Origin of the sequence: Streptomyces naganishii JCM 4654, assembly GCF_014650575.1 — a bacterium.
Taxonomy (GTDB): domain Bacteria; phylum Actinomycetota; class Actinomycetes; order Streptomycetales; family Streptomycetaceae; genus Streptomyces; species Streptomyces naganishii.
The window spans coordinates 1-19609 of record NZ_BMVF01000015.1 but is presented as its reverse complement, the minus strand read 5'-3'; the positions used below and the strand labels follow the sequence as shown (position 1 = coordinate 19609).

24 protein-coding genes are annotated in these 19609 nt (G+C 72.7%); 14 read left to right on the top strand and 10 right to left on the bottom strand.

All coding sequences use genetic code 11. The features are described 5' to 3' along the window. Nucleotides 1-100: 100 nt before the first annotated feature. The gene (locus tag IE217_RS24805; RefSeq protein ID WP_190180161.1) at nt 101-829 is read right to left on the bottom strand and encodes a PH domain-containing protein; all 729 of its coding nucleotides are present in this window, start codon (nt 827-829) and stop codon (nt 101-103) included. Nucleotides 830-951: 122 nt separating this feature from the next. On the opposite strand from IE217_RS24805, the gene deoC reads away from it, so the two are divergent. The 3 genes from deoC to IE217_RS24790 are packed head-to-tail and all read left to right on the top strand — an operon-like array spanning nt 952 to nt 4275. Continuing rightward, complete coding sequence (gene deoC / locus IE217_RS24800) at nt 952-1941, top strand: deoxyribose-phosphate aldolase (RefSeq protein ID WP_190180294.1); 990 nt, start codon at nt 952-954, stop codon at nt 1939-1941. Nucleotides 1942-1946: 5 nt separating this feature from the next. Continuing rightward, on the top strand, nt 1947-3383 hold the full coding sequence (locus IE217_RS24795; RefSeq protein ID WP_190180160.1) for an aldehyde dehydrogenase family protein: 1437 nt from the start codon (nt 1947-1949) through the stop codon (nt 3381-3383). Further along, the gene (locus IE217_RS24790) at nt 3376-4275 is read left to right on the top strand and encodes an aldehyde dehydrogenase family protein (protein WP_190180159.1); all 900 of its coding nucleotides are present in this window, start codon (nt 3376-3378) and stop codon (nt 4273-4275) included. The genes IE217_RS24795 and IE217_RS24790 overlap by 8 nt, the downstream gene beginning before the upstream one ends. Before the next feature lie 146 nt (nt 4276-4421). On the opposite strand, the gene IE217_RS24785 is transcribed toward IE217_RS24790, so the two are convergent. Continuing rightward, nucleotides 4422-4745, bottom strand: a complete 324-nt coding sequence (locus IE217_RS24785; protein WP_190180308.1) for a hypothetical protein — start codon at nt 4743-4745, stop codon at nt 4422-4424. A 196-nt stretch (nt 4746-4941) separates the two neighbouring features. On the opposite strand from IE217_RS24785, the gene IE217_RS24780 reads away from it, so the two are divergent. Beyond that, a complete protein-coding gene (locus tag IE217_RS24780; protein ID WP_190180158.1) occupies nt 4942-5790 on the top strand; it encodes a helix-turn-helix domain-containing protein in 849 nt (282 codons plus the stop codon). Continuing rightward, nucleotides 5769-5978, top strand: coding sequence for a DUF397 domain-containing protein (locus IE217_RS24775; protein WP_190180157.1), 210 nt, complete (start codon nt 5769-5771; stop codon nt 5976-5978). Before IE217_RS24780 ends, IE217_RS24775 begins: the two co-directional genes overlap by 22 nt. Before the next feature lie 7 nt (nt 5979-5985). On the opposite strand, the gene IE217_RS24770 is transcribed toward IE217_RS24775, so the two are convergent. Beyond that, nucleotides 5986-6384: a hypothetical protein gene (locus tag IE217_RS24770; protein ID WP_190180156.1), complete on the bottom strand. Its 399-nt coding sequence runs from the start codon at nt 6382-6384 to the stop codon at nt 5986-5988. A gap of 127 nt (nt 6385-6511) precedes the next feature. Here IE217_RS24770 and IE217_RS24765 point away from each other — a divergent pair, with 127 nt between their 5' ends. After that, on the top strand, nt 6512-7156 hold the full coding sequence (locus tag IE217_RS24765; protein ID WP_190180155.1) for a uridine kinase family protein: 645 nt from the start codon (nt 6512-6514) through the stop codon (nt 7154-7156). A gap of 187 nt (nt 7157-7343) precedes the next feature. On the opposite strand, the gene IE217_RS24760 is transcribed toward IE217_RS24765, so the two are convergent. Then, nucleotides 7344-8126, bottom strand: coding sequence for a SigE family RNA polymerase sigma factor (locus tag IE217_RS24760; RefSeq protein ID WP_190180154.1), 783 nt, complete (start codon nt 8124-8126; stop codon nt 7344-7346). Nucleotides 8127-8430: 304 nt separating this feature from the next. Between IE217_RS24760 and afsQ1 the strand changes: the two genes are divergently transcribed. The 5 genes from afsQ1 (at nt 8431) to IE217_RS24735 (ending at nt 12320) form a co-directional block, all read left to right on the top strand. Next, on the top strand, nt 8431-9108 hold the full coding sequence (gene afsQ1 / locus IE217_RS24755) for a two-component system response regulator AfsQ1 (protein ID WP_189703548.1): 678 nt from the start codon (nt 8431-8433) through the stop codon (nt 9106-9108). After that, a complete protein-coding gene (locus tag IE217_RS24750; RefSeq protein ID WP_373298126.1) occupies nt 9105-10775 on the top strand; it encodes a sensor histidine kinase in 1671 nt (556 codons plus the stop codon). The genes afsQ1 and IE217_RS24750 overlap by 4 nt, the downstream gene beginning before the upstream one ends. Then, nucleotides 10772-11380: a hypothetical protein gene (locus IE217_RS24745; RefSeq protein ID WP_190180153.1), complete on the top strand. Its 609-nt coding sequence runs from the start codon at nt 10772-10774 to the stop codon at nt 11378-11380. Before IE217_RS24750 ends, IE217_RS24745 begins: the two co-directional genes overlap by 4 nt. Nucleotides 11381-11474: 94 nt before the next feature. Next, on the top strand, nt 11475-12056 hold the full coding sequence (locus tag IE217_RS24740) for a VanZ family protein (RefSeq protein WP_190180152.1): 582 nt from the start codon (nt 11475-11477) through the stop codon (nt 12054-12056). Between the two features lie 63 nt (nt 12057-12119). After that, the gene (locus IE217_RS24735; RefSeq protein WP_190180151.1) at nt 12120-12320 is read left to right on the top strand and encodes a PspC domain-containing protein; all 201 of its coding nucleotides are present in this window, start codon (nt 12120-12122) and stop codon (nt 12318-12320) included. A 99-nt stretch (nt 12321-12419) separates the two neighbouring features. Here the strand turns inward: IE217_RS24735 and IE217_RS24730 are convergent, their stop codons facing one another. Together IE217_RS24730 and IE217_RS24725 are read right to left on the bottom strand one after the other, a co-directional pair. After that, nucleotides 12420-12767: an ATP-binding protein gene (locus IE217_RS24730; RefSeq protein WP_190180150.1), complete on the bottom strand. Its 348-nt coding sequence runs from the start codon at nt 12765-12767 to the stop codon at nt 12420-12422. Nucleotides 12768-12895: 128 nt separating this feature from the next. Continuing rightward, entirely contained in the window at nt 12896-14059 is a 1164-nt protein-coding gene (locus IE217_RS24725; protein WP_190180149.1) for an adenosine deaminase, read from the bottom strand. A 114-nt stretch (nt 14060-14173) separates the two neighbouring features. Between IE217_RS24725 and IE217_RS24720 the strand changes: the two genes are divergently transcribed. Further along, nucleotides 14174-14935 carry an alpha/beta hydrolase gene (locus tag IE217_RS24720; RefSeq protein WP_190180148.1) on the top strand — a complete coding sequence of 254 codons (762 nt, stop codon included), beginning with the start codon at nt 14174-14176 and terminating at the stop codon, nt 14933-14935. Between the two features lie 77 nt (nt 14936-15012). On the opposite strand, the gene IE217_RS24715 is transcribed toward IE217_RS24720, so the two are convergent. Continuing rightward, on the bottom strand, nt 15013-15975 hold the full coding sequence (locus tag IE217_RS24715) for a LysR family transcriptional regulator (RefSeq protein WP_190180147.1): 963 nt from the start codon (nt 15973-15975) through the stop codon (nt 15013-15015). Nucleotides 15976-16038: 63 nt separating this feature from the next. On the opposite strand from IE217_RS24715, the gene IE217_RS24710 reads away from it, so the two are divergent. After that, complete coding sequence (locus IE217_RS24710) at nt 16039-17328, top strand: MFS transporter (RefSeq protein ID WP_190180146.1); 1290 nt, start codon at nt 16039-16041, stop codon at nt 17326-17328. Between the two features lie 142 nt (nt 17329-17470). Next, nucleotides 17471-18487: a sigma-70 family RNA polymerase sigma factor gene (locus tag IE217_RS24705; protein ID WP_190180145.1), complete on the top strand. Its 1017-nt coding sequence runs from the start codon at nt 17471-17473 to the stop codon at nt 18485-18487. Here IE217_RS24705 and IE217_RS24700 read toward each other — a convergent pair. The 3 genes from IE217_RS24700 to IE217_RS24690 all read right to left on the bottom strand — a co-directional run bounded on the left by IE217_RS24700 (nt 18371) and on the right by IE217_RS24690 (nt 19604). Beyond that, the gene (locus IE217_RS24700) at nt 18371-18709 is read right to left on the bottom strand and encodes an STAS domain-containing protein (protein ID WP_190180144.1); all 339 of its coding nucleotides are present in this window, start codon (nt 18707-18709) and stop codon (nt 18371-18373) included. The genes IE217_RS24705 and IE217_RS24700 overlap by 117 nt on opposite strands. Nucleotides 18710-18775: 66 nt before the next feature. Beyond that, nucleotides 18776-19348, bottom strand: coding sequence for a Uma2 family endonuclease (locus IE217_RS24695; RefSeq protein WP_506004910.1), 573 nt, complete (start codon nt 19346-19348; stop codon nt 18776-18778). Between the two features lie 106 nt (nt 19349-19454). Then, nucleotides 19455-19604, bottom strand: coding sequence for an HNH endonuclease (locus IE217_RS24690; protein WP_229865602.1), 150 nt, complete (start codon nt 19602-19604; stop codon nt 19455-19457). Nucleotides 19605-19609: the final 5 nt, after the last annotated feature.

Here is a 19609-nt window from a genome sequence, read left to right as displayed (position 1 = left end):
CGTCACGGCGTGTCCAGCGCGTCACGGCGTGTCCAGCGCGTCACGGCGTGTCCGGCGCCTCACGGCGTGTCCGGCGCCTCACGGCGCGGCCCGCGCCGGCTCACCCCACGGCGAGCAGGATCGCCAGCACGACCGCCCCGGCGACAGCGGGCCCGAGGATCTCGTACGCCCACCGCACGGACACCTCGCCCTGGGCCGAGTCGGCGTTCTCGCGGGCCTCGTGCAGATCGATCAGGTCGCTCATGAACTGGTCGGCGGGCGCCCGCCCGGACGCGCCGCCGGCACCGCCCGCACCGGCACCGGTCCCGGCGCCCCCGCCACCGAAGCCGGTGCCCGCGAAGGGCCCGCCGCGGCTCCCGAGCCCGAACCGCCCAGGACGCCCTTCCCGCTCCCCCACGGCGTTCTCCCGCGCCTTCTGCCGGGCCGCCCGCTTGCGCGCCCGCATCGACACGGGCACCGCCCACAGCTGGTACTTGGCGCCGGACTTGCCGATGGCCTCGTTGGAGTAGCCGGAGCGCAGCGCGGCGACCTGCCCCCAGGGCAGCACGATCACGCGGAACGGGTTGCGGACGCGCAGGCGTTCCTCGTTGGCGTACACGGCGGGCCGCAGGGTGAAGGCGGTCACGAGCGGCACGGCGAGGATCATCGCGGCGAGCGCCAGCCAGGGCACGCGGCCGTGGCCGGTGACCAGCGCGTCGCAGCCCAGCCACAGGACGATGGCGAGCAGCAGGACACCGGCCGCGATGCCACCGGCCGACCGGTGGATCCGGTCCGGGGACTCGGGGGCCGGCGGCCGCGGCGCGGGGGACTGGGGCTCGGGCGTCGTCATGGCCCCGATTGTGCCCGACGCCCCGGGGCTGCTCACCCGGGGTGTCCCCCGGCGGGCGGGCACCGGATCCGGGCCCGGGGCTGTACAGCCGCTACGCGCGTAGATATGCTCGGCTGGTGACCATGCCCACCACCGCACCCAACGGACCCTCCGCACCCACCGCATCCGCCGCCGCGCACGCCCTCTCCGACGTGACCGCGTCGGACGCCGCGCTGCGCCGCTTCCTGCACGGGCTGCCCGGCGTCGACGCGGTCGGCCTCGAGGCGCGCGCCGCCTCGCTCGGCACCCGTTCCATCAAGACCACTTCGAAGGCCTACGCGATCGACCTCGCCATCTCGATGGTCGACCTGACGACGCTGGAAGGCGCGGACACCCCGGGCAAGGTCCGGGCGCTCGGCGCCAAGGCGGTCCACCCCGACCCGACGGACCGTACGACGCCCACGACCGCCGCCGTCTGCGTGTACCCCGACATGGTGGCCGTCGCCAAGGAGGCCGTCGCGGGCTCCGGCGTGAAGGTGGCCTCGGTCGCCACGGCGTTCCCGGCCGGCCGTGCGACGCTCGGCGTGAAGCTGGCCGACGTGCGCGAGGCGGTCGCCGCGGGCGCCGACGAGATCGACATGGTCATCGACCGCGGGGCGTTCCTCGCCGGCCACTTCATGAAGGTGTACGACGAGATCGTGGCCGTGAAGGAGGCCTGCGGCACGTCGGCCCGCCTGAAGGTCATCTTCGAGACGGGCGAGCTGTCGACGTACGACAACATCCGGCGGGCGAGCTGGCTCGGCATGCTGGCGGGCGCGGACTTCATCAAGACCTCCACCGGCAAGGTCGCCGTCAACGCGACCCCCGCCAACACCCTCCTGATGCTCCAGGCGGTGCGCGACTTCCGCGCGCAGACCGGGATCCAGGTCGGGGTGAAGCCGGCCGGCGGCATCCGCACCAGCAAGGACGCGATCAAGTTCCTGGTCCTGGTCAACGAGACCGCGGGCGAGGACTGGCTCGACAACCACTGGTTCCGCTTCGGCGCCTCCTCGCTCCTGAACGACCTGCTGATGCAGCGTCAGAAGCTGGCCACCGGCCGCTACTCCGGCCCCGACTACGTGACGGTGGACTGATCACCATGGCATCGGCATTCGAATACGCACCCGCGCCCGAGTCCCGCGCGATCGCCGACATCGCGCCCTCCTACGGCCTGTTCATCGACGGCGAGTTCACGGACGCGGCCGACGGCAAGGTCTTCAAGACCCTCTCCCCCAGCACCGAGGAGGTGCTCTCGGAGGTCGCCCGGGCCGGCGCCGAGGACGTCGACCGTGCCGTGAAGGCCGCCCGCAGGGCCTTCGCCAAGTGGTCGGCGCTGCCCGGCTCGGAGCGCGCCAAGTACCTGTTCCGCATCGCCCGCATCATCCAGGAGCGCAGCCGTGAGCTGGCGGTCCTGGAGACGCTGGACAACGGCAAGCCGATCAAGGAGACGAGGGACGCCGACCTCCCCCTGGTCGCCGCCCACTTCTTCTACTACGCGGGCTGGGCCGACAAGCTCGACCACGCGGGCTTCGGCGCGAACCCCCGGCCGCTGGGCGTCGCCGGCCAGGTCATCCCGTGGAACTTCCCGCTGCTGATGCTGGCGTGGAAGATCGCCCCGGCGCTGGCCACCGGCAACACGGTGGTCCTCAAGCCCGCCGAGACCACCCCGCTGTCCGCGCTGTTCTTCGCGGACATCTGCCGCCAGGCCGGCCTGCCGAACGGTGTGGTCAACATCCTTCCCGGCTACGGCGACGCGGGCGCCGCGCTCGTCGCGCACCCGGACGTGAACAAGGTCGCCTTCACCGGTTCCACGGCCGTCGGCAAGGAGATCGCGCGGACCGTCGCGGGCACCCGCAAGAAGCTCACCCTCGAACTGGGCGGCAAGGGCGCCAACATCGTCTTCGACGACGCGCCCATCGACCAGGCCGTCGAGGGGATCGTGACCGGCATCTTCTTCAACCAGGGCCAGGTCTGCTGCGCCGGCAGCCGGCTGCTGGTGCAGGAGTCGGTCCAGGAGGAGCTGCTGGAGTCCCTCAAGAGCAGGCTCTCCACCCTCCGCCTCGGCGACCCGCTGGACAAGAACACCGACATCGGCGCGATCAACTCCGCCGAGCAGCTGGCCCGTATCACCGCGCTGGCCGAGCGGGGCGAGGCGGAGGGCGCCGAGCGCTGGTCGCCCGCCTGCGAACTGCCCTCGTCCGGCTACTGGTTCGCCCCGACGCTGTTCACCGGCGTCACCCAGGCCCACACCATCGCACGCGACGAGATCTTCGGCCCGGTGCTGTCGGTGCTGACCTTCCGCACGCCCGACGAGGCGGTCGCCAAGGCCAACAACACGCAGTACGGCCTGTCGGCGGGCATCTGGACGGAGAAGGGCTCGCGGATCCTGGCGGTCGCGAACAAGCTGCGCGCGGGCGTGATCTGGTCCAACACGTTCAACAAGTTCGACCCGACCTCGCCGTTCGGCGGCTACAAGGAGTCGGGCTTCGGCCGCGAGGGCGGCCGCCACGGCCTGGAGGCGTACCTCGATGTCTGACCGCACCCCTGAGCGTCTGACGGTCTTCAAGACCTACAAGCTGTACGTCGGCGGGAAGTTCCCGCGTTCCGAGAGCGGCCGGGTGTACGAGGTGACCGACTCCAAGGGCAACTGGCTGGCCAACGCGCCCCTGTCCTCCCGCAAGGACGCCCGTGACGCGGTGGTCGCCGCGCGCAAGGCGTTCGGCGGCTGGTCGGGCGCGACCGCGTACAACCGCGGCCAGGTCCTCTACCGCGTCGCGGAGATGCTGGAGGGCCGCCGCGAGCAGTTCGTGCGCGAGGTCGCCGAGGCCGAGGGGCTGTCGAAGGCCAAGGCCGCCGCGCAGGTGGACGCGGCGGTCGACCGCTGGGTCTGGTACGCGGGCTGGACCGACAAGATCGCCCAGGTGGTGGGCGGCGGCAACCCGGTCGCGGGCCCCTTCTTCAACCTCTCCTCCCCGGAGCCGACCGGTGTGGTCGCGGTCCTCGCCCCGCAGAAGTCGTCGTTCCTGGGCCTGGTCTCGGTCCTCGCCCCGGTGATCGCGACCGGCAACACCGCCGTGGTGATCGCCAGCGAGCGGGCCCCGCTGCCGGCGCTCTCGCTCGGCGAGGTGCTGGCCACCTCCGACGTGCCCGGCGGAGTCGTCAACGTCCTCTCCGGCCGTACGGCGGAGATCGCGGCGCCGCTCGCCGCCCACCAGGACGTCAACGCGATCGACCTCGCGGGCGCCGACGAGGCGCTGGCCAAGGAGCTGGAGATCGCGGCGGCGGACAACCTCAAGCGCGTCCTGCGTCCACAGCCTGTGGACGACTGGACGGCGACGCCCGGCACCGACCGCATGACGGCCTTCCTGGAAACCAAGACGGTCTGGCACCCGACGGGTTCCCTGGGCGCCTCCGGTTCCTCCTACTGACCCACAGCCACCCCCCGCAGCCGAGAGCCGCGCTTCCCCTCCGTCCGGGGGAGGCGCGGCTCTTTCCGTACGAGTTCCGCGGCCCGGCCCGCCGGTCGGTCAGGTCAGGTCAGGTCAGGTCATTCGATGGCGCAACGTCCGAGACGTCAGAGGACCTCCCCTCTGCTGCGGGCGTTGGCCCGGGCCACCCTGGCCCACATCAGTGCTTCCGCCGCCTCGCGGACGTTCAGCGGCCGCACGTCACCGGGCCGTGCCGTCCACTCGGTGCCGCCGCCCTCGGGGCGCAGCCATACGAATCCGTCCTGGTGGTCCATGACGACCCCGCGCCTCTCCCGCCGCGTGTCGTACGCGGGCCGGCCGACCGGAAGCCGGGTCGTCTCCGGCTCGGCGCCGCCGGGGCGGGGCGTCGGGCCGGTGGTCCTGTTCTCGCGGGAGGCCAGGGGTGCCTCCTGCCGCTTCTCGCTGCTCACGTCCTCAGCGTCTCGGCGCGCGACGGCCCGGACCAGGGTGACGGCGTTCCCAACCGGGTTACGGAACAGCCGTCACCTGCCACCCCTCACTTTTCGGGGTCACACTGTCACCATCCGCGACTGACGTTTGGCGCTCGTTCCCTCAGGGGCGGGGGAACCGCGACCGGCACAGCACACGGCAAGGGAGCCGATCACCATGACCCAGCCCGCCCGGGACCTCGAACCCTCCCGCTCCGCCCGCGACCTGTACGGCGTCGAACTGCGCCGCCAACGCCAGCTCGCCGGGCTGTCGTTGGACCGGCTGTCGGACATCGTCAACTACAGCAAGACGCATCTGCACGGGGTGGAGGCAGGGGAACGGCTCCCCCTGCCCCCGATCTCGGAGAAGCTGGACGCGGCTTTCGGGACGGGGGAGTTGTTCCAGGGGTTGTGGGGGGCCGTCAAGCGGGAGTACACGCCGAGGCGGTTCGATCATTGCCTGGAGCTGGAGGCGAGGGCGGCGCGGATTCAGGCGTTCGGCGCGAGCATCATTCCAGGACTGCTGCAGACGCGGGCGTACATGCGGGAGTTGTTCCTCAAGGCCGAGCCGGGGCGGACCCCTCACGAGATCAACAGGCTCGTGGCGACTCGGCTGGGCCGCCAGGAGATCCTGCGTCGCGACTGCCCACCGGACTTCTGGTGGATCCTTGGTGAAGCGGCCCTGCGGCAGACCGTAGGCGACCCGACGGTGATGCGCGGGCAACTCGCGTCGCTGCTGCCCCTGGTGTACACGGGCCACACCACGGTCCAGGTGGTTCCCTTCACGGCGGGCGCGTGCGCCTTGATGAACGGCACGCTCATCCTGCTCACGCTCCCCGACAACTCCACCACCGTGTACCACGAAGGTCCCTGGAACGGAGAGATCTACGACGACCGGGAAACCGTCCAGCGCTGCGTGCGAGAGTACGATCGTATGAAGGCCTGCGCCCTCTCGCCGCAGGAATCCGCAGCGTTGATCGAAGCAGTGATGGAGACCTTCGAGCCATGCGAGTCACCTCGGACCTGAGTACCGCCCGCTGGCGCAAGTCCTCTTACAGCGGAGGCCAGCAAGGGGCCGAATGCGTCGAGGTCCGCGACGACCTCCCCGGTGCGGTCCCCGTCCGTGACAGCAAGGACGTGGCCGGGCCGGTGCTGATGCTGAGCAGCGCGGCCTGGCGGCCGTTCGTCCAGGGTGTCAGGGACGGTTCCCTGTAACCGCCGGTCAGTGGGCCGAGCCCAGCACCTGCCCCAGCACCGGGATGCTTCCGACCGAGGGCGCCTCGGCGACAGGGGCGGTCAGGCCCCGGGAGGCCAGGGGCTGGAAGTCGGCGATCCGGGTGGCCACTCCGTTGTCGAGCGGGTCGACGCCGGTGCCCGCGAGCGGGTTGGGCTTGAGGCCCGCGACCGTGCCGGTGACGTGGCCGACCGTGCCGGTCAGCCCCTGGAGGCCGGCGCGCGGGTCGACCTTGCCGAGGGAGCCGGCCTCGTGAGCCCCGCCCACGACGGGGACCGAGTCCGCCGCGGCCGTCGAAGCGCCCGCGCCCAGGGCGGCCGAGGCGGTCGCGAGGGCCACCAGGACGCGCCGGGCGGTGGGCTGGGGGAGGGACGCGTGTCGAGCCATGGATGGTGCCGCCTTCTGGTGCGCTGGGTAACCGAGTCGGTGCACAGGGTAGTTGAGACGTAACCCACGCTCCAAAGCCGACCCGCGGGGTCGGCAGCCGGGCCGGCATGCGTCAAACTGGTGTTCCGTGAGCCTTCATCCCCCGTCACCCGCCCGTGTGGTGCTGCTCTGCGGCCCCTCCGGCTCCGGAAAGTCACTCGTCGCCGCCCGTTCCGGGCTGCCCGTGCTGCGCCTGGACGACTTCTACAAGGAGGGTGACGACCCCACGCTGCCGCAGGTGGCGGGGAGTTCGGACATCGACTGGGACCACCCGGACTCGTGGGACGCGGACGCGGCGGTCGCGGCGATCACCGGCCTGTGCGCGACCGGCACGGCGAACGTGCCGGTGTACGACATCTCGCTGAGCGCCCGCACCGGTGAGGACACGCTGCACATCGGGCGCACCCCGCTGTTCGTGGCGGAGGGCGTCTTCGCCGCCGAGATCGTCACCCGCTGCCGGGAACTGGGCGTGCTGGCCGACGCGCTGTGCCTGTCGCGCGGGCCGGTCACCACCTTCCGCCGCCGCTTCGTGCGGGACCTGCGCGAAGGCCGCAAGTCGGTGCCGTTCCTGCTGCGGCGCGGCTGGCGGCTGATGCGGACGGAGCGGTCGATCGTGGCCCGCCAGGTGGCGCAGGGCGCCCACCCCTGCGACCGCGACGAGGCCCTGGGCCGGCTGGCCGCCGCGGCGGCGGGACGCCGGCGGCAGGCCCCGGCGGCGGCGCAGGAGGCGTAGGCGAGGCGCAGGCCCCGGCCGTACGGATCCGGGACCGGCGCACACGCGGAAGCGGGACCGGACGGACCCCCCGGCCCTCCGGTCCCGCTCCCTGTGGTGCTCCCCCACACTCCCCCGTGGGTGGTGCTCCCCCGCCCCCCGGTTGTTCCCCCGTGTTCCCCGTTCCCCCCGCCTCCGGGCCGCCCGCTCAGGCGACGAGCTCGCCGAAGGACTCCTCCTGGTCACGGCCGAAGCTGAGGACCTCGTCCTCGCGCAGCCGGCGCAGGGACCGCCAGATGCTGGACTTCACCGTGCCGACGCTGATGCCGAGGATCTCCGCGATCTCCGGGTCCGTGCGGCCCTCGTAGTAGCGCAGGACCAGCATGGTGCGCTGGAGTTCGGGCAGCCGGGCCAGCGCCTGCCACAGCACCGCGCGCAGCTCGGTGCCGCGCATGGCGTCCGTGTCGCCGGGCGTCTCCGGCAGTTCCTCGGTCGGGTACTCGTTGAGCTTGCGGCGCCGCCAGGCGCTGATGTGCAGGTTCGTCATGGTGCGGCGCAGGTATCCGCCGACCGCGGCCTTGTCGCTGATCCGGTCCCACGCCCGGTACGTCGAGAACAGCGCGCTCTGGAGCAGGTCCTCGGCCTCGAAGCGGTCGCCGGTGAGGTGGTACGCGGTCGCGTACAGGGAGGCGCGGCGCTCCTGGACGTAGGCGGTGAACTCCGCCTCCGACAGCGAGCGCCGGCACTCCCCCGAGTCCTCCCTGTACGCGCTTCCCCCGTGCGGTTCCCCCGTGTTCGCGTCAACCACCGTCATGAAGCCGGTGTGCTGACGCCCGGCGCCCCGAGCGCACCCCCGCGCTCCCCCACGCTCGAACGCGCTCGAGCGGGAGGCACCCCCATCGGCGCCGGTCTTCTCGTGCCCCCGGCCCCCGTTCACGTCGTGCAGACGCGTGATCACTGCGCTGGTGCTGTTGCCGTGCAGCGTGTTCATCTCGCGCCCCCCGTCGTGGACTTCCGGTGTTCTTGCGGTTCGGGCGGTCCGGCCTGCCTGGTGGCCTGCTTTCCCGCCGTGCCGAAAAGCTTGCCGCCGCCACTTCATCGCCGTGTCCGCCGACTGTCACAGACCTGTCACAGGGGTCCCGCGCGGCCGGTGCACGGCGTGGTCACAGCACAGAGCGGCACGGCTACGCGAACGAACCCCAGGACGCACACGCGCCGCGGATCGTTCCCGCGAGTCGGGGTGGGAGCGCTCCAGGTGTCGAAACCCCGGCCCGGCATGGGCCAGAATGAGGCCCGTGCCTTCCCTGTTGCTGATTGAGGACGACGACGCCATCCGGACGGCCCTGGAGCTCTCACTGACGCGCCAGGGACACCGGGTGGCCACCGCTGCCAGCGGTGAGGACGGTCTGAAGCTGTTGCGCGAGCAGCGGCCGGACCTGATCGTGCTGGACGTGATGCTGCCCGGCATCGACGGGTTCGAGGTGTGCCGGCGCATCCGGCGCACCGACCAGCTGCCGATCATCCTGCTGACCGCGCGGAACGACGACATCGACGTCGTGGTCGGGCTGGAGTCCGGCGCCGACGACTACGTGGTCAAGCCCGTGCAGGGCCGGGTGCTGGACGCCCGGATCCGGGCCGTGCTGCGCCGCGGCGAGCGGGAGGCGAACGACTCGGCGACCTTCGGCAGCCTGGTGATCGACCGTGCGGCGATGACCGTGACGAAGAACGGCGAGGACCTCCAGCTCACGCCGACCGAGCTGCGGCTGCTGCTGGAGCTGAGCCGGCGGCCCGGGCAGGCGCTGTCCCGGCAGCAGTTGCTGCGGCTGGTGTGGGAGCACGACTACCTCGGCGACTCGCGGCTGGTGGACGCCTGTGTGCAGCGGCTGCGCGCCAAGGTCGAGGACGTGCCCTCGTCCCCGACGCTGATCCGTACCGTCCGCGGAGTCGGTTACCGCCTGGACGCGCCTCAGTGACCGAACGGCAAGGGGGGCTCCGCGGCTGGGCCGCGGGGCGCGGAAGGGCGATGTCCCGGCTGCGTTTCACCAGCCTGCGGCTGCGGCTGGTCGTCGTCTTCGCGCTGGTGGCCCTGACGGCCGCCGTGTCGGCCTCGGGAATCGCGTACTGGCTCAACCGCGAGGCGGTGCTCACCCGTACGCAGGACGCGGTGCTGCGGGACTTCCAGCAGGAGATGCAGAACCGGGCGGGCGCGCTGCCGGTGCATCCGTCGCAGGACCAGTTGCAGCACACGGCCGGTCAGATGGCGGGCAGCAGCCAGCGCTTCAGCGTGCTGCTGGTCGGCCAGGACCCCACCGGCCGGACGGTGTACGGCAACTCCGGCGGGCTGAGCGGTTTCGCGCTGGAGGACGTGCCGGGGTCCCTGCGCGCCGCGGTGGACAAGCGGCAGCCGCTGTCGGCGGCCAACAAGTCGCCGTACCACCTGTACTGGCAGCGGGTCACCGAGCACGGCACGCCGTACCTGGTGGCCGGGACCAGGCTGGTCGGGGGCGGGCCGACCGGCTACATGCTCAAGTCGCTGGAGCCGGAGGCCAAGGACCTCAACTCGCTGGCCTGGTCGCTGGGGATCGCCACCGGGCTCGCCCTGATCGGCGCCGCGCTGCTCGCGCAGGCCGCCGCCACGACGGTGCTCAAGCCCGTGCACCGGCTCGGCGTCGCCGCGCGCCGGCTGGGCGAGGGCAGGCTGGACACCAGGCTCAGGGTCTCCGGCACCGACGAACTGGCCGATCTGTCACGGACGTTCAACAACGCGGCCGAGGCGCTGGAGAAGCGGGTCGCGGACATGGCCGCCCGGGACGACGCCTCGCGCCGCTTCGTGGCGGACATGAGCCACGAGCTGCGTACGCCGCTGACCGCCATCACCGCCGTGACGGAGGTGCTGGAGGAGGAGCTGGACTCCGAGAGCGGCGGCATCGACCCGATGATCGAACCGGCGGTGCGGCTGGTGGTCAGCGAGACCCGGCGGCTGAACGACCTGGTCGAGAACCTGATGGAGGTCACCCGCTTCGACGCGGGCACGGCCCGGCTGGTCCTGGACGACGTCGACCTCGCCGACCAGATCACCGCCTGCATCGACGCGCGCGCCTGGCTGGACGCGGTGGAGCTGGACGCCGAGCGCGGCCTGCACGCCCGCCTCGACCCGCGGCGCCTGGACGTGATCCTCGCCAACCTGATCGGCAACGCGCTCAAGCACGGCGGCTCGCCGGTGCGGGTGTCGGTGCGCGAGGCCGACGACGAGATCGTCATCGAGGTCCGCGACCACGGGCCGGGCATCCCGGAGGACGTCCTGCCGCACGTGTTCGACCGGTTCTACAAGGCGAGCGCCTCCCGCCCGCGCTCCGAGGGCAGCGGCCTGGGCCTGTCCATCGCCCTGAACAACGCCCACATCCACGGCGGCGACATCACGGCCGCCAACTCCCCTGGCGGCGGTGCGGTGTTCACGCTCCGGCTGCCCCGGGACGCCTCCGCGCTGACCGAGCAGGACGAAGGCGCCGGCGGCAGCACCGGCGGGGACGGGGACGGGGACGGGACCGGCGGCAGGGACGAGGGCACGGGCCGGGACAAGGACACGGGCCGAGGCAAGGGCACACGCCGGGGCAAGGACACGAAGGGGGGCGCGCGATGAACGTACGCCGTGCGCTGCGGGCCGCTCCCGCCCTCGGGCTGCTGCTGCTCGCCGGCTGCGGGATCCGCCCCACCGAGGTGCCCACCGACTTCGGCGGCGCGCCGTCGCGGGTGCCCTGCTCGCTGTCCCAGCCCGAGCTGTCCACGCAGGGCGCGCACGGGGTGCCCGTGCAGGCGTTCCTGCTGTGCGGACAGTCCCTGGTGACCGTCGACCGTACGGTACGGGTGCCGGAGGGCACGGCGGACGCCCGGCGGCGCGTGATCGTGGCGCAGGGCCTGCTGGACCAGCTCGCCGCGCCGCCCTCGGCCAGCGAGAAGGCGGCCGGGTACACCACGCACGTGCCGGGCGGCCTGACCGTCACCGGGCCGCGCCCCCACGACCCGGAGGACACCCTCCGCCTGAGCACCGCCCCGTCCGGCCTCAACTCCTACGCCCTCGCCCAGATCGTGTGCACCCTGTCCGACTCGGCGGCCGCCGAGGGCGACGGTTCGGTGGTCCTGGGCGGCCCCGGCGGCACCCGGCCCCGCCACTACGAGTGCACGGAGGCCCTGCGCGGCCACCCCGGCACGACCGAGCCCCCGTCGACGGAGGTGCCGGCCGGCTGAGGGCGTGGCCGCGGTGTGTGAGGCCGGGCTCCCCCGCGGTGTGGGGTGTGGGGGGCTCGGAACCGATCGTGGTGGTCGTCGCGTCTTGGGGGGCGTGCAGCGTCAAGGCTCCATCGGCGGCAGCCCCGCGATCCGCGTCCGCGTGACAGGAGGTGTCCTCCTCGTCGCCCATCTCGCGCTCGTCGCCTGGCTCACGCTGCGGCCGCTGGACGTGCCCTGGGTGATGCCGGCCAACCTGCGCCCGCTCGCCACCGTCCGCGCCGACCTGGCGCTCGGCTGGCCGGAGGCGGCCGAACGGCTCGGTGAGGGCCTCGCGCTGCTCGCCCCGCTGGGCGCGCTGCTGCCCATGACGCACGGCCGGCTGGACGTCTCCCCGCTCGCCTCCCTGGCCCGTACGGTCGCCGCGGGCGCCCTGACCTCCCTGGGCATCGCGTTGCTGCAGACCGGCGTGCCCGGCCGCGTGGTGGACGTGGACACGCTGCTGCTGAACACCGTGGGCGTGGCCCTCGCCCACCTCGCCGTCGTCCCCGCGGTCCGGGTCCGGCTGCGCCGCAGGGCGGAGCGGCGGCGGTCCCCGGCCGTCCGCCAGGACGATCCGGCTCAGGGTCGGACCCCGACCTATTCCAGGGTCGGTCTCGCTCCGTGGAGCGACGCGCTGCCGCCGTCGGCTCCGTAGCGTTGTGGTCACAAGGAGCCGCCGACGGGGAGGCCCCGGACCGACCGCTCACGAGGAGTCGAGATGACCGCCCTTGCCCGCCCGACCCACGGCCGTGTGATCGGCGGAGTGTGCGCTGCGCTGGCTCGGCGCTTCGGTACCTCCGCGACGACGATGCGCGTGATCTTCCTGCTCTCCTGCCTGCTGCCGGGTCCGCAGTTCCTGGTCTACATCGCGCTGTGGATCCTGCTGCCCTCCGAGGACAACCCCCGTACGGCTTGGTGACGGCCGGGGCCCGTCGGGGCCGGGGACGGACGAACGCCGCCGGGGCGCCCTGGGACTTCCAGGGCGCCCCGGCGGCGTCACGGGGGGGGGCGGTGCGGGTCAGCCCAGCGGGATGCCGTTGACCGGCAGGCCGTGGGTGGGCAGGCCCTGCACGGGCAGTCCGCCGAGCAGGCCGGCGACCGGCTTGGTCGGGCCGTGCTCGACCATGCTCTGGGCCACCGGCTGGGCTGCGGCCAGACCCGTCGCGACGGCGGGCTTGGCGTGCTTCAGCGCCTGCCCGGCCGGCAGCGAACCGGTGAGGTTCTCCGGGAGCGCCTTGCTGACGGTGCCCAGCGCCTGGCCGGTGTCCGGGAGGGACGGAGCCGCGTTGGCGGCGCCCGCACCGGCGGCGGCGAAGGCGGCACCGAGGGCGGCGACGCCGAGGGTCTTTGCGGCAGACTGCTTCATGAAAACGCGTCCTTGAAATGGAAGACGGGGAACCGAGCGGTCCACGACCGTAAACATGCCGACCCGCCGGCCGCAAACATCGAAATGCGGACGGGTTGTGAAGCCCGTCCGCATCCCGAGTCCCCCTATCAGCGCTGATCGCCCGAGAAACCGCTGGTGGTGGCGGTCTGCTGAAACAGCCATTCGGATTTCAGCGCCGCGTATCCGGGCTTGATGACGTCATTGATCATTGCCAGGCGTTCATCGAAAGGGATGAACGCTGATTTCATCGCATTGACGGAGATCCATTCCATGTCCCCGAGCGTGTAGCCGAATGCCTCGACAAGGTGCTCGAATTCCCGGCTCATGCTGGTGTGGGACATGAGCCGGTTGTCGGTGTTGACGGTGACACGGAAGTGGAGCCTGCGCAGCAGCCCGATCGGGTGCTCGGCGTAGGAGGCGGCCGCACCGGTCTGGAGGTTGGAGCTCGGGCACAGCTCGAGCGGGATGCGCTTGTCGCGCACGTACGCGGCCAGCCGCCCGAGTTCGACGGTGCCGTCCTCGCGGACCTCGATGTCGTCGATGATCCGCACCCCGTGCCCGAGCCGGTCGGCCCCGCACCACTGCAGCGCCTGCCAGATGGACGGCAGCCCGAACGCCTCGCCGGCGTGGATGGTGAAGTGGTTGTTCTCCCGCTTCAGGAACTCGAAGGCGTCCAGGTGCCGGGTGGGCGGGTAGCCGGCCTCGGCGCCCGCGATGTCGAAGCCGACGACGCCCAGGTCCCGGTAGCGGTTGGCGAGTTCGGCGATCTCCAGGGCCCGGGCGGCGTGCCGCATCGCGGTGAGCAGGGCGCCGATCCGGATGCGCCGGCCGGCCTCCCGCGCGGCCCGCTCGCCCTGCCGGAAGCCCTCGTTGACGGCCTCGACGACCTCCTCCAGGGTGAGCCCGCCCGCCAGGTGCTGCTCGGGGGCGTAGCGCACCTCGGCGTAGACGACGCCGTCGGCGGCGAGGTCCTCGGCGCACTCGCGGGCGACGCGGACCAGCGCGTCCCGTGTCTGCATCACCGCGACGGTGTGGGAGAAGGTCTCCAGGTACCGTTCGAGGGAACCGGAGTCGGCGGCCTCGCGGAACCACAGGCCGAGCTTCTCCGGGTCGGTGTCGGGGAGTTGGGTGTACCCGCAGTCACGGGCGAGTTCGACGACCGTGGCCGGACGGAGGCCGCCGTCGAGGTGGTCGTGCAGCAGAACCTTGGGCGCCCGGCGGATCTGGTCCGAGCTCGGGGTGTTCCCCAGGTGGGCAGTCTGGCTCGTCATTTCCGCACTGTACTCCCTACGCGCGTAGACGGCGCCGGTGTACACATCCGTCGATACGTAACGGTGACCGCACGGACGGGTGGCGTACACCACTGCTTCTGACACTGTTCTGTCATGGCACAGCAAGCGACGCCGGTTCGCACGGCCCGGCTGGCAAGGACGCTCGGCCCGGAGCCGGCCACGGTGAGCGGAGTGGTGCTGCTGCTCCCGGGCGGCGAGGAGGTCTCGGCCCGCAGACCGGCGCCGGTGCTGGCGGCCTCCTCGGTGCGCGCGCTCGGGCGCCGGCTGGCCCGCGCGGGACGCGGCGAGGGCCTGGCCGTCCACGTGGTGCGCTACCGCTACCGCGGCTGGAACGGCAGCGAGGCGCATCTGGCGCGCGACGCCACCTGGGCCGTGGAGGAGGCCGTACGGCGCTACGGCGACGTCCCGGTGTGCCTGGCCGGGCTGGACATGGGAGGCCGGGCGGCCCTGCACGCGGGCGGTCACGAGGCCGTCGACTCGGTGGTGGCGATCGCGCCCTGGCTGCCGGAGGACGACGTGGCGGCCTCCCCCGAACCGGTGAAGCAGCTCGCCGGGCGCCGGGTGCTGGTCGTGCACGGCACGAACGACGGGCGCACCGACCCCGAGCTGTCCTTCCGGTTCGCGGAGCGGGCGAAGAAGGCCAACCGGGACGTGTGCCGCTTCGAAGTGCACGCCGACGGGCACGGGTTGCACCAGTACCGCTCCGAAGTCCACGCGCTGGCCTGCGACTTCGTCATGGGGACGTTGTTCGGGCGGCCGTTCTCGCGGCCGGTGCAGGACGCGCTGGCCGCGCCGCCGCCGCTGGGACTGCGGATGCCGCTCGCGGCGGGGTTCGGCAAGTCGCTGCGGTGGTAGGGACGGTGGCGTGCCTGCCAGGGGTCGGCGCCGTTTCTGCCGAGGGGCCGCGCCGGATCACCGGGGGCCGTGCCGGATCAACCGGGCAGCAGATTGCCGCGCTTGGACAGCAGGAACTTCTTGAAGGCGGCCACCGGGGGTGTGTCCGGGTGGCCGTCGAGCCAGGCCACCCCGATCTCGCGGGCGGCGCGCGGAGCCGTCACCGTCAGTTCGGCGACCCCCGGGCGGGGCACGGCCGGGGGCGGCAGCAGGGCCACCCCGAGCCCGGCCGCGACCAGGCCCCGCAGCGTCTCGGCCTCCTCCCCCTCGAAGGCGATCCGCGGTGAGAAGCCGGCCTCGCGGCACAGGTCGTCGGTGATGCGGCGCAGTCCGTAGCCGGGCTCCAGGGTCACGAAGGTCTCCTCGGCGGCCTCCGCGAGCCGGATCCGGCGGCGGCCGGCGAGGCGGTGGTCGGCCGGGACCACCAGGCGCAGCTTCTGCTCGTCGAGGCGGCGGGCGACGAGGTCGGGCGCGCTGGGCACCGGCGAGGTCAGGCACAGGTCGAGTTCGCCGGCCCGCAGCCGCTCCAGCATCGCCTCGCCGTAGTTCTGCACCAGGCTGAAGCGGACGCGGGGGTGGTCGGCGCGGAAGGCGTGGAGGAGGCCGGGCACGGTCTCGGCGCCCATGGTGTGCAGGAAGCCGAAGGCGACCTTGCCGGTGGCCGGGTCGGCGTCGGCGCGCACCTCGTCGGCGGCGCGCCCGATCTCGGCGAGCGCGCGCTCGACGGAGCCGAGGAAGGTCCGGCCGGCCGGGGTCAGGGAGAGGGTGCGGCCGCGGCGGGCGAAGAGGTCGACGCCGAGGTCCTGTTCGAGACGGACCATGGCCCGGGACAGCGTCGACTGCGGCACCCGCATCTCCTGCGCGGCCCGGGTGACGTGCTCGGTGCGGGCGACGCCCGCGAAGTGGGCGAGGCGGGGCGCGAGCACCTTCGCCATCTCGAACATGTCTTCCGTGTCACTGTTCGGTGACACGCGCGCCGGTGAGCTCTGCTGATGCACCATGGGAACGATTATGGCGGTCGTGTGCATTGGACGGATCAGACGGTCCGTCCCTACGGTCGTGGCATGTCTCCCGCCAGTACCGGGGCGTCCGCCACCGTGGACGCCGCAGCGCCCGTTCCCGCCCCCGAGATCCCTTCCGCCGACTCCCGGATGGCCCCGGGCGGCCCCGGCTACCGCCGGATGAGCCTCGCCCTCTTCCTCGCCGGGGTGGCGACCTTCGCGCTGCTGTACTCCACGCAGGCGCTGCTGCCGCTGATCTCCGGGGACTTCGGGGTGACGGCGAGCGACGCGAGCTGGACGGTGGCGGCGGCGACCGGCGGTCTCGCCCTGTTCGTGCTGCCGATGAGCGCCCTGTCGGAGCGGTTCGGGCGGCGCACCGTGATGACGGCGTCCCTGGCGGTCGCGGTGACGGTCGGACTGCTCGTGCCGTTCGCGCCCTCGCTCGGCGCGCTGGTCGTGCTGCGGGCGCTCCAGGGCGCCGCGCTGGCCGGGCTGCCGGCCTCGGCGCAGGCGTACCTGGCGGAGGAGGTCCGGCCGAGGGCGCTGGTGACGGCGATCGGTCTGTTCGTGGCGGGCAACAGCGTGGGCGGCATGAGCGGCCGGGTGATCACCGGCTGGGTGGCCCAGGAGTGGGGCTGGCGGGTCGCCGTGGGCGTGGTCGGCGTGATCGCGGTGGTGTGCGCGGTGGCCTTCCGTCTGCTGCTGCCCGCGCCGCGGCACTTCAGCGCGGGCTCGCTGCGGCCGCGCGTGCTGGCCCGTACGGTCCGCGACCACCTCGCCGATCCGCTGCTGCGCCGGCTGTACGCGATCGGCGCGCTGTTCATGACGGTGTTCGGCGGGGTCTACACGGTGATCGGCTACCGGCTCACCGAGGCGCCCTTCTCGCTCCCGCAGGGCATCATCGGCTCGGTCTTCCTGGTGTACCTGGTGGGCACGGTGTCGGCGTCGACGGCGGGCCGGCTGGTGGGCAGGGTGGGCCGCAGGGGCGCCCTGTACCTGGCGGGCGCGACGACGGCCGCGGGCCTGCTGGTGTCCCTGCTGGACTCGGTCGTGCCGGTCCTGCTGGGCCTGGTCCTGATCACGGCGGGCTTCTTCGCCGGGCACGCCGTGGCGTCCTCGGCGGTCAGCAGGACGGCCGTCCACGGCCGCGCGCAGGCCTCGGCCCTGTACCAGTCCGCGTACTACGTCGGCTCCAGCGCGGGCAGCACGGCCGGCGCGGTCGCCTTCCACGCCCAGGGCTGGGCCGGGACGGTGGGGGTCGGGCTGCTGGCGGTGCTGGGCGTGGTGACGATCACGCTGCTCGGCTCCCGGGCGGCGCGGGTCGCCGCGCGGCGCCAGCCGGTGCCGGCGTAGCCCCGGGCGAGCCGTCCCACCCGTCCCACCAGGGGTTTTCCCCACTCCGGGGGCCGTTGTCAGTGGGCTGCGGTAGCTTCCGAAGTGCTGGACGTGACGATGCGTCCCGCGAAGGAACGGCCACAGGGGCGGGTGGACGACGATGGGCGACGGCACGGCGACGACGACGGACCTCGACGCACAGCTGGAGAAGTACCGCGTCGAGCTGACCGGGTACTGCTACCGCATGCTCGGTTCCTCCTTCGAGGCGGAGGACGCGGTCCAGGACACCCTGGTCCGCGCCTGGCGGAGCCACGACAAGTTCGAGGGCCGCTCCAGCCTCAGATCGTGGCTGTACCGGATCGCCACGAACGTCTGCCTGGACATGCTGACGGCGGGCAACAAGCGGGCCAGGCCCATGGACCTGACCGAGTCGACGCCGCTCGCGCAGGCCGCGCTGGCGCCCCGGCCGGACAACACCTGGCTGGAACCGATGCCCGACGGCCGCGTCCTGCCGGCGGTCGAGGACCCGGCGGAGGCGGCCGTCGCCAAGGAGTCGGTGCGGCTCGCGTTCATGGCCGCCCTCCAGCAACTGCCGCCCAAGCAGCGGGCGGTGCTGATCCTGCGTGAGGTGCTGGCCTGGCGGGCGAGTGAGGTGGCCGACCTGCTCGGCACGACGGTCGCCTCGGTCAACAGCGCGCTCCAGCGGGCCCGCGCGACCCTCGCCGAGCGCGAGGACCGGGGTGCCGGGGCGGCGGTGTCGGACCCGCTGGACGAGGAGCAGCAAAAGCTCCTGGAGCGCTATGTGAAGGCCTTCGAGGGGTACGACATGACGGCGCTCACCGCCCTGCTGCACGAGGACGCGGTGATGACGATGCCGCCGTTCGACCTGTGGCTGACCGGCCCCGCGGACATCACCGGCTTCATGAGCACGCTGGGCGCGTCCTGCGCGGGCTCCCGGCTGCTGCCCGTCGAGGCCAACGGGCTGCCGGGGTTCGCGCACTACAAGCCGGACCCGGACCAGGGCGGCTTCGCGCCGTGGGCGGTGCAGGTGCTGGAGACCTCAGAGGGCAGGATCACCGGGTTCCACTGCTTCCTCGACGTCCAGCGCTGGTTCCCGCTGTTCGGGCTCCCCCTCCACCTCGAAGGCGAGGCCGACCAGGTCGAGCAGGGCGCGTAGCCCCGGGTCGGGATCACGCAGCCGTACGCGCCCTCCGGCCCGCCGCGCGGCGAGCTGGAGCCGCGCCAGCAGTTCCACGGCTCCCAGCCCCGCCGGCCCCAGGGCGCCCACATCGCACACCACGACCCGCTCCGGTCCCACCAGCCCCCGCACGTCCTCACACAGCCCGGCCACCTCCCCCCGGCCGACGGGTCCGGCGAGCACGAGCACAGCGGGTGTCATGGCGTCCACGAACGGTAGACCCCCGAAGAGGCCCCGACTCATCGCGGCCCGACGATGATCACGCCCTCAGTTGCAGGGGAAGATCCCGGTGTCGAGGACCAGTTCGAACGGTTCCGGCAGTTTGAGCTGATCGCCGTACTCGACCGAGGCGAGCACGCGGTACGTGCCGCCCCGTGGTTCGCCGTAGAGCGTTGCCGTGGGGCGGCCCGAGTGCCAGGGATCCAGGAGAAGGTAGTACGGCACACCCGCGACGGCATAGCCGTGAGCCTTCTTGATGCGATCGTGGTTCGCGTTGCTCTGCGAGGTGATCTCGACGACCAGTTCCGCCTCGCCGGCGTGCACGCGCCTGCCGAGGCGCAGGGCGGCTCTCGGCACCACACACAGGTCGGGGACGTACAGGCTGCCCGACTCCGGGCAGGTCAGCCCCAGCGTCTGGTAGACGCCCCAGTCGCGGCCGGCCGGGAGCGCGCCGTACAGGCGCTCGTGAAGCAGCTCCGCGGTGTCGTTGTGCTTCTCGGAAGGCGGTGGTGACACGGTGACGATCCCCTCGATGATCTCCACCTTGCTGCCCTCCGGCCACTCCATCTCCTCCCAGAACCGGACGAGGTCGTCCCAGCTCTGCTCGGGGTCCTGGCTCACGGTGAGTGCGCTCAGTCGGGTAGCCGGAGGGCGTTGCCGCCCCCCGGCCCCCTCAGAACCGGACGTGCGGCTGTTCACCGCATCCGGCTCAAGCGGGCCCCTGGAGTCACGCGGGTCGGTCATCTTGCTTGGCCCTTCTGTGGTCGCCGGCATGGTGCTGGCGATGGCAGTCGGCGTGTACGAGGCGAAGGTTCGTCCGCTCGTCCGAGCCGCCGTCGCGCCGGTAGATGAAGTGGTGCTTGTGCAGCGGCTTCATCGATG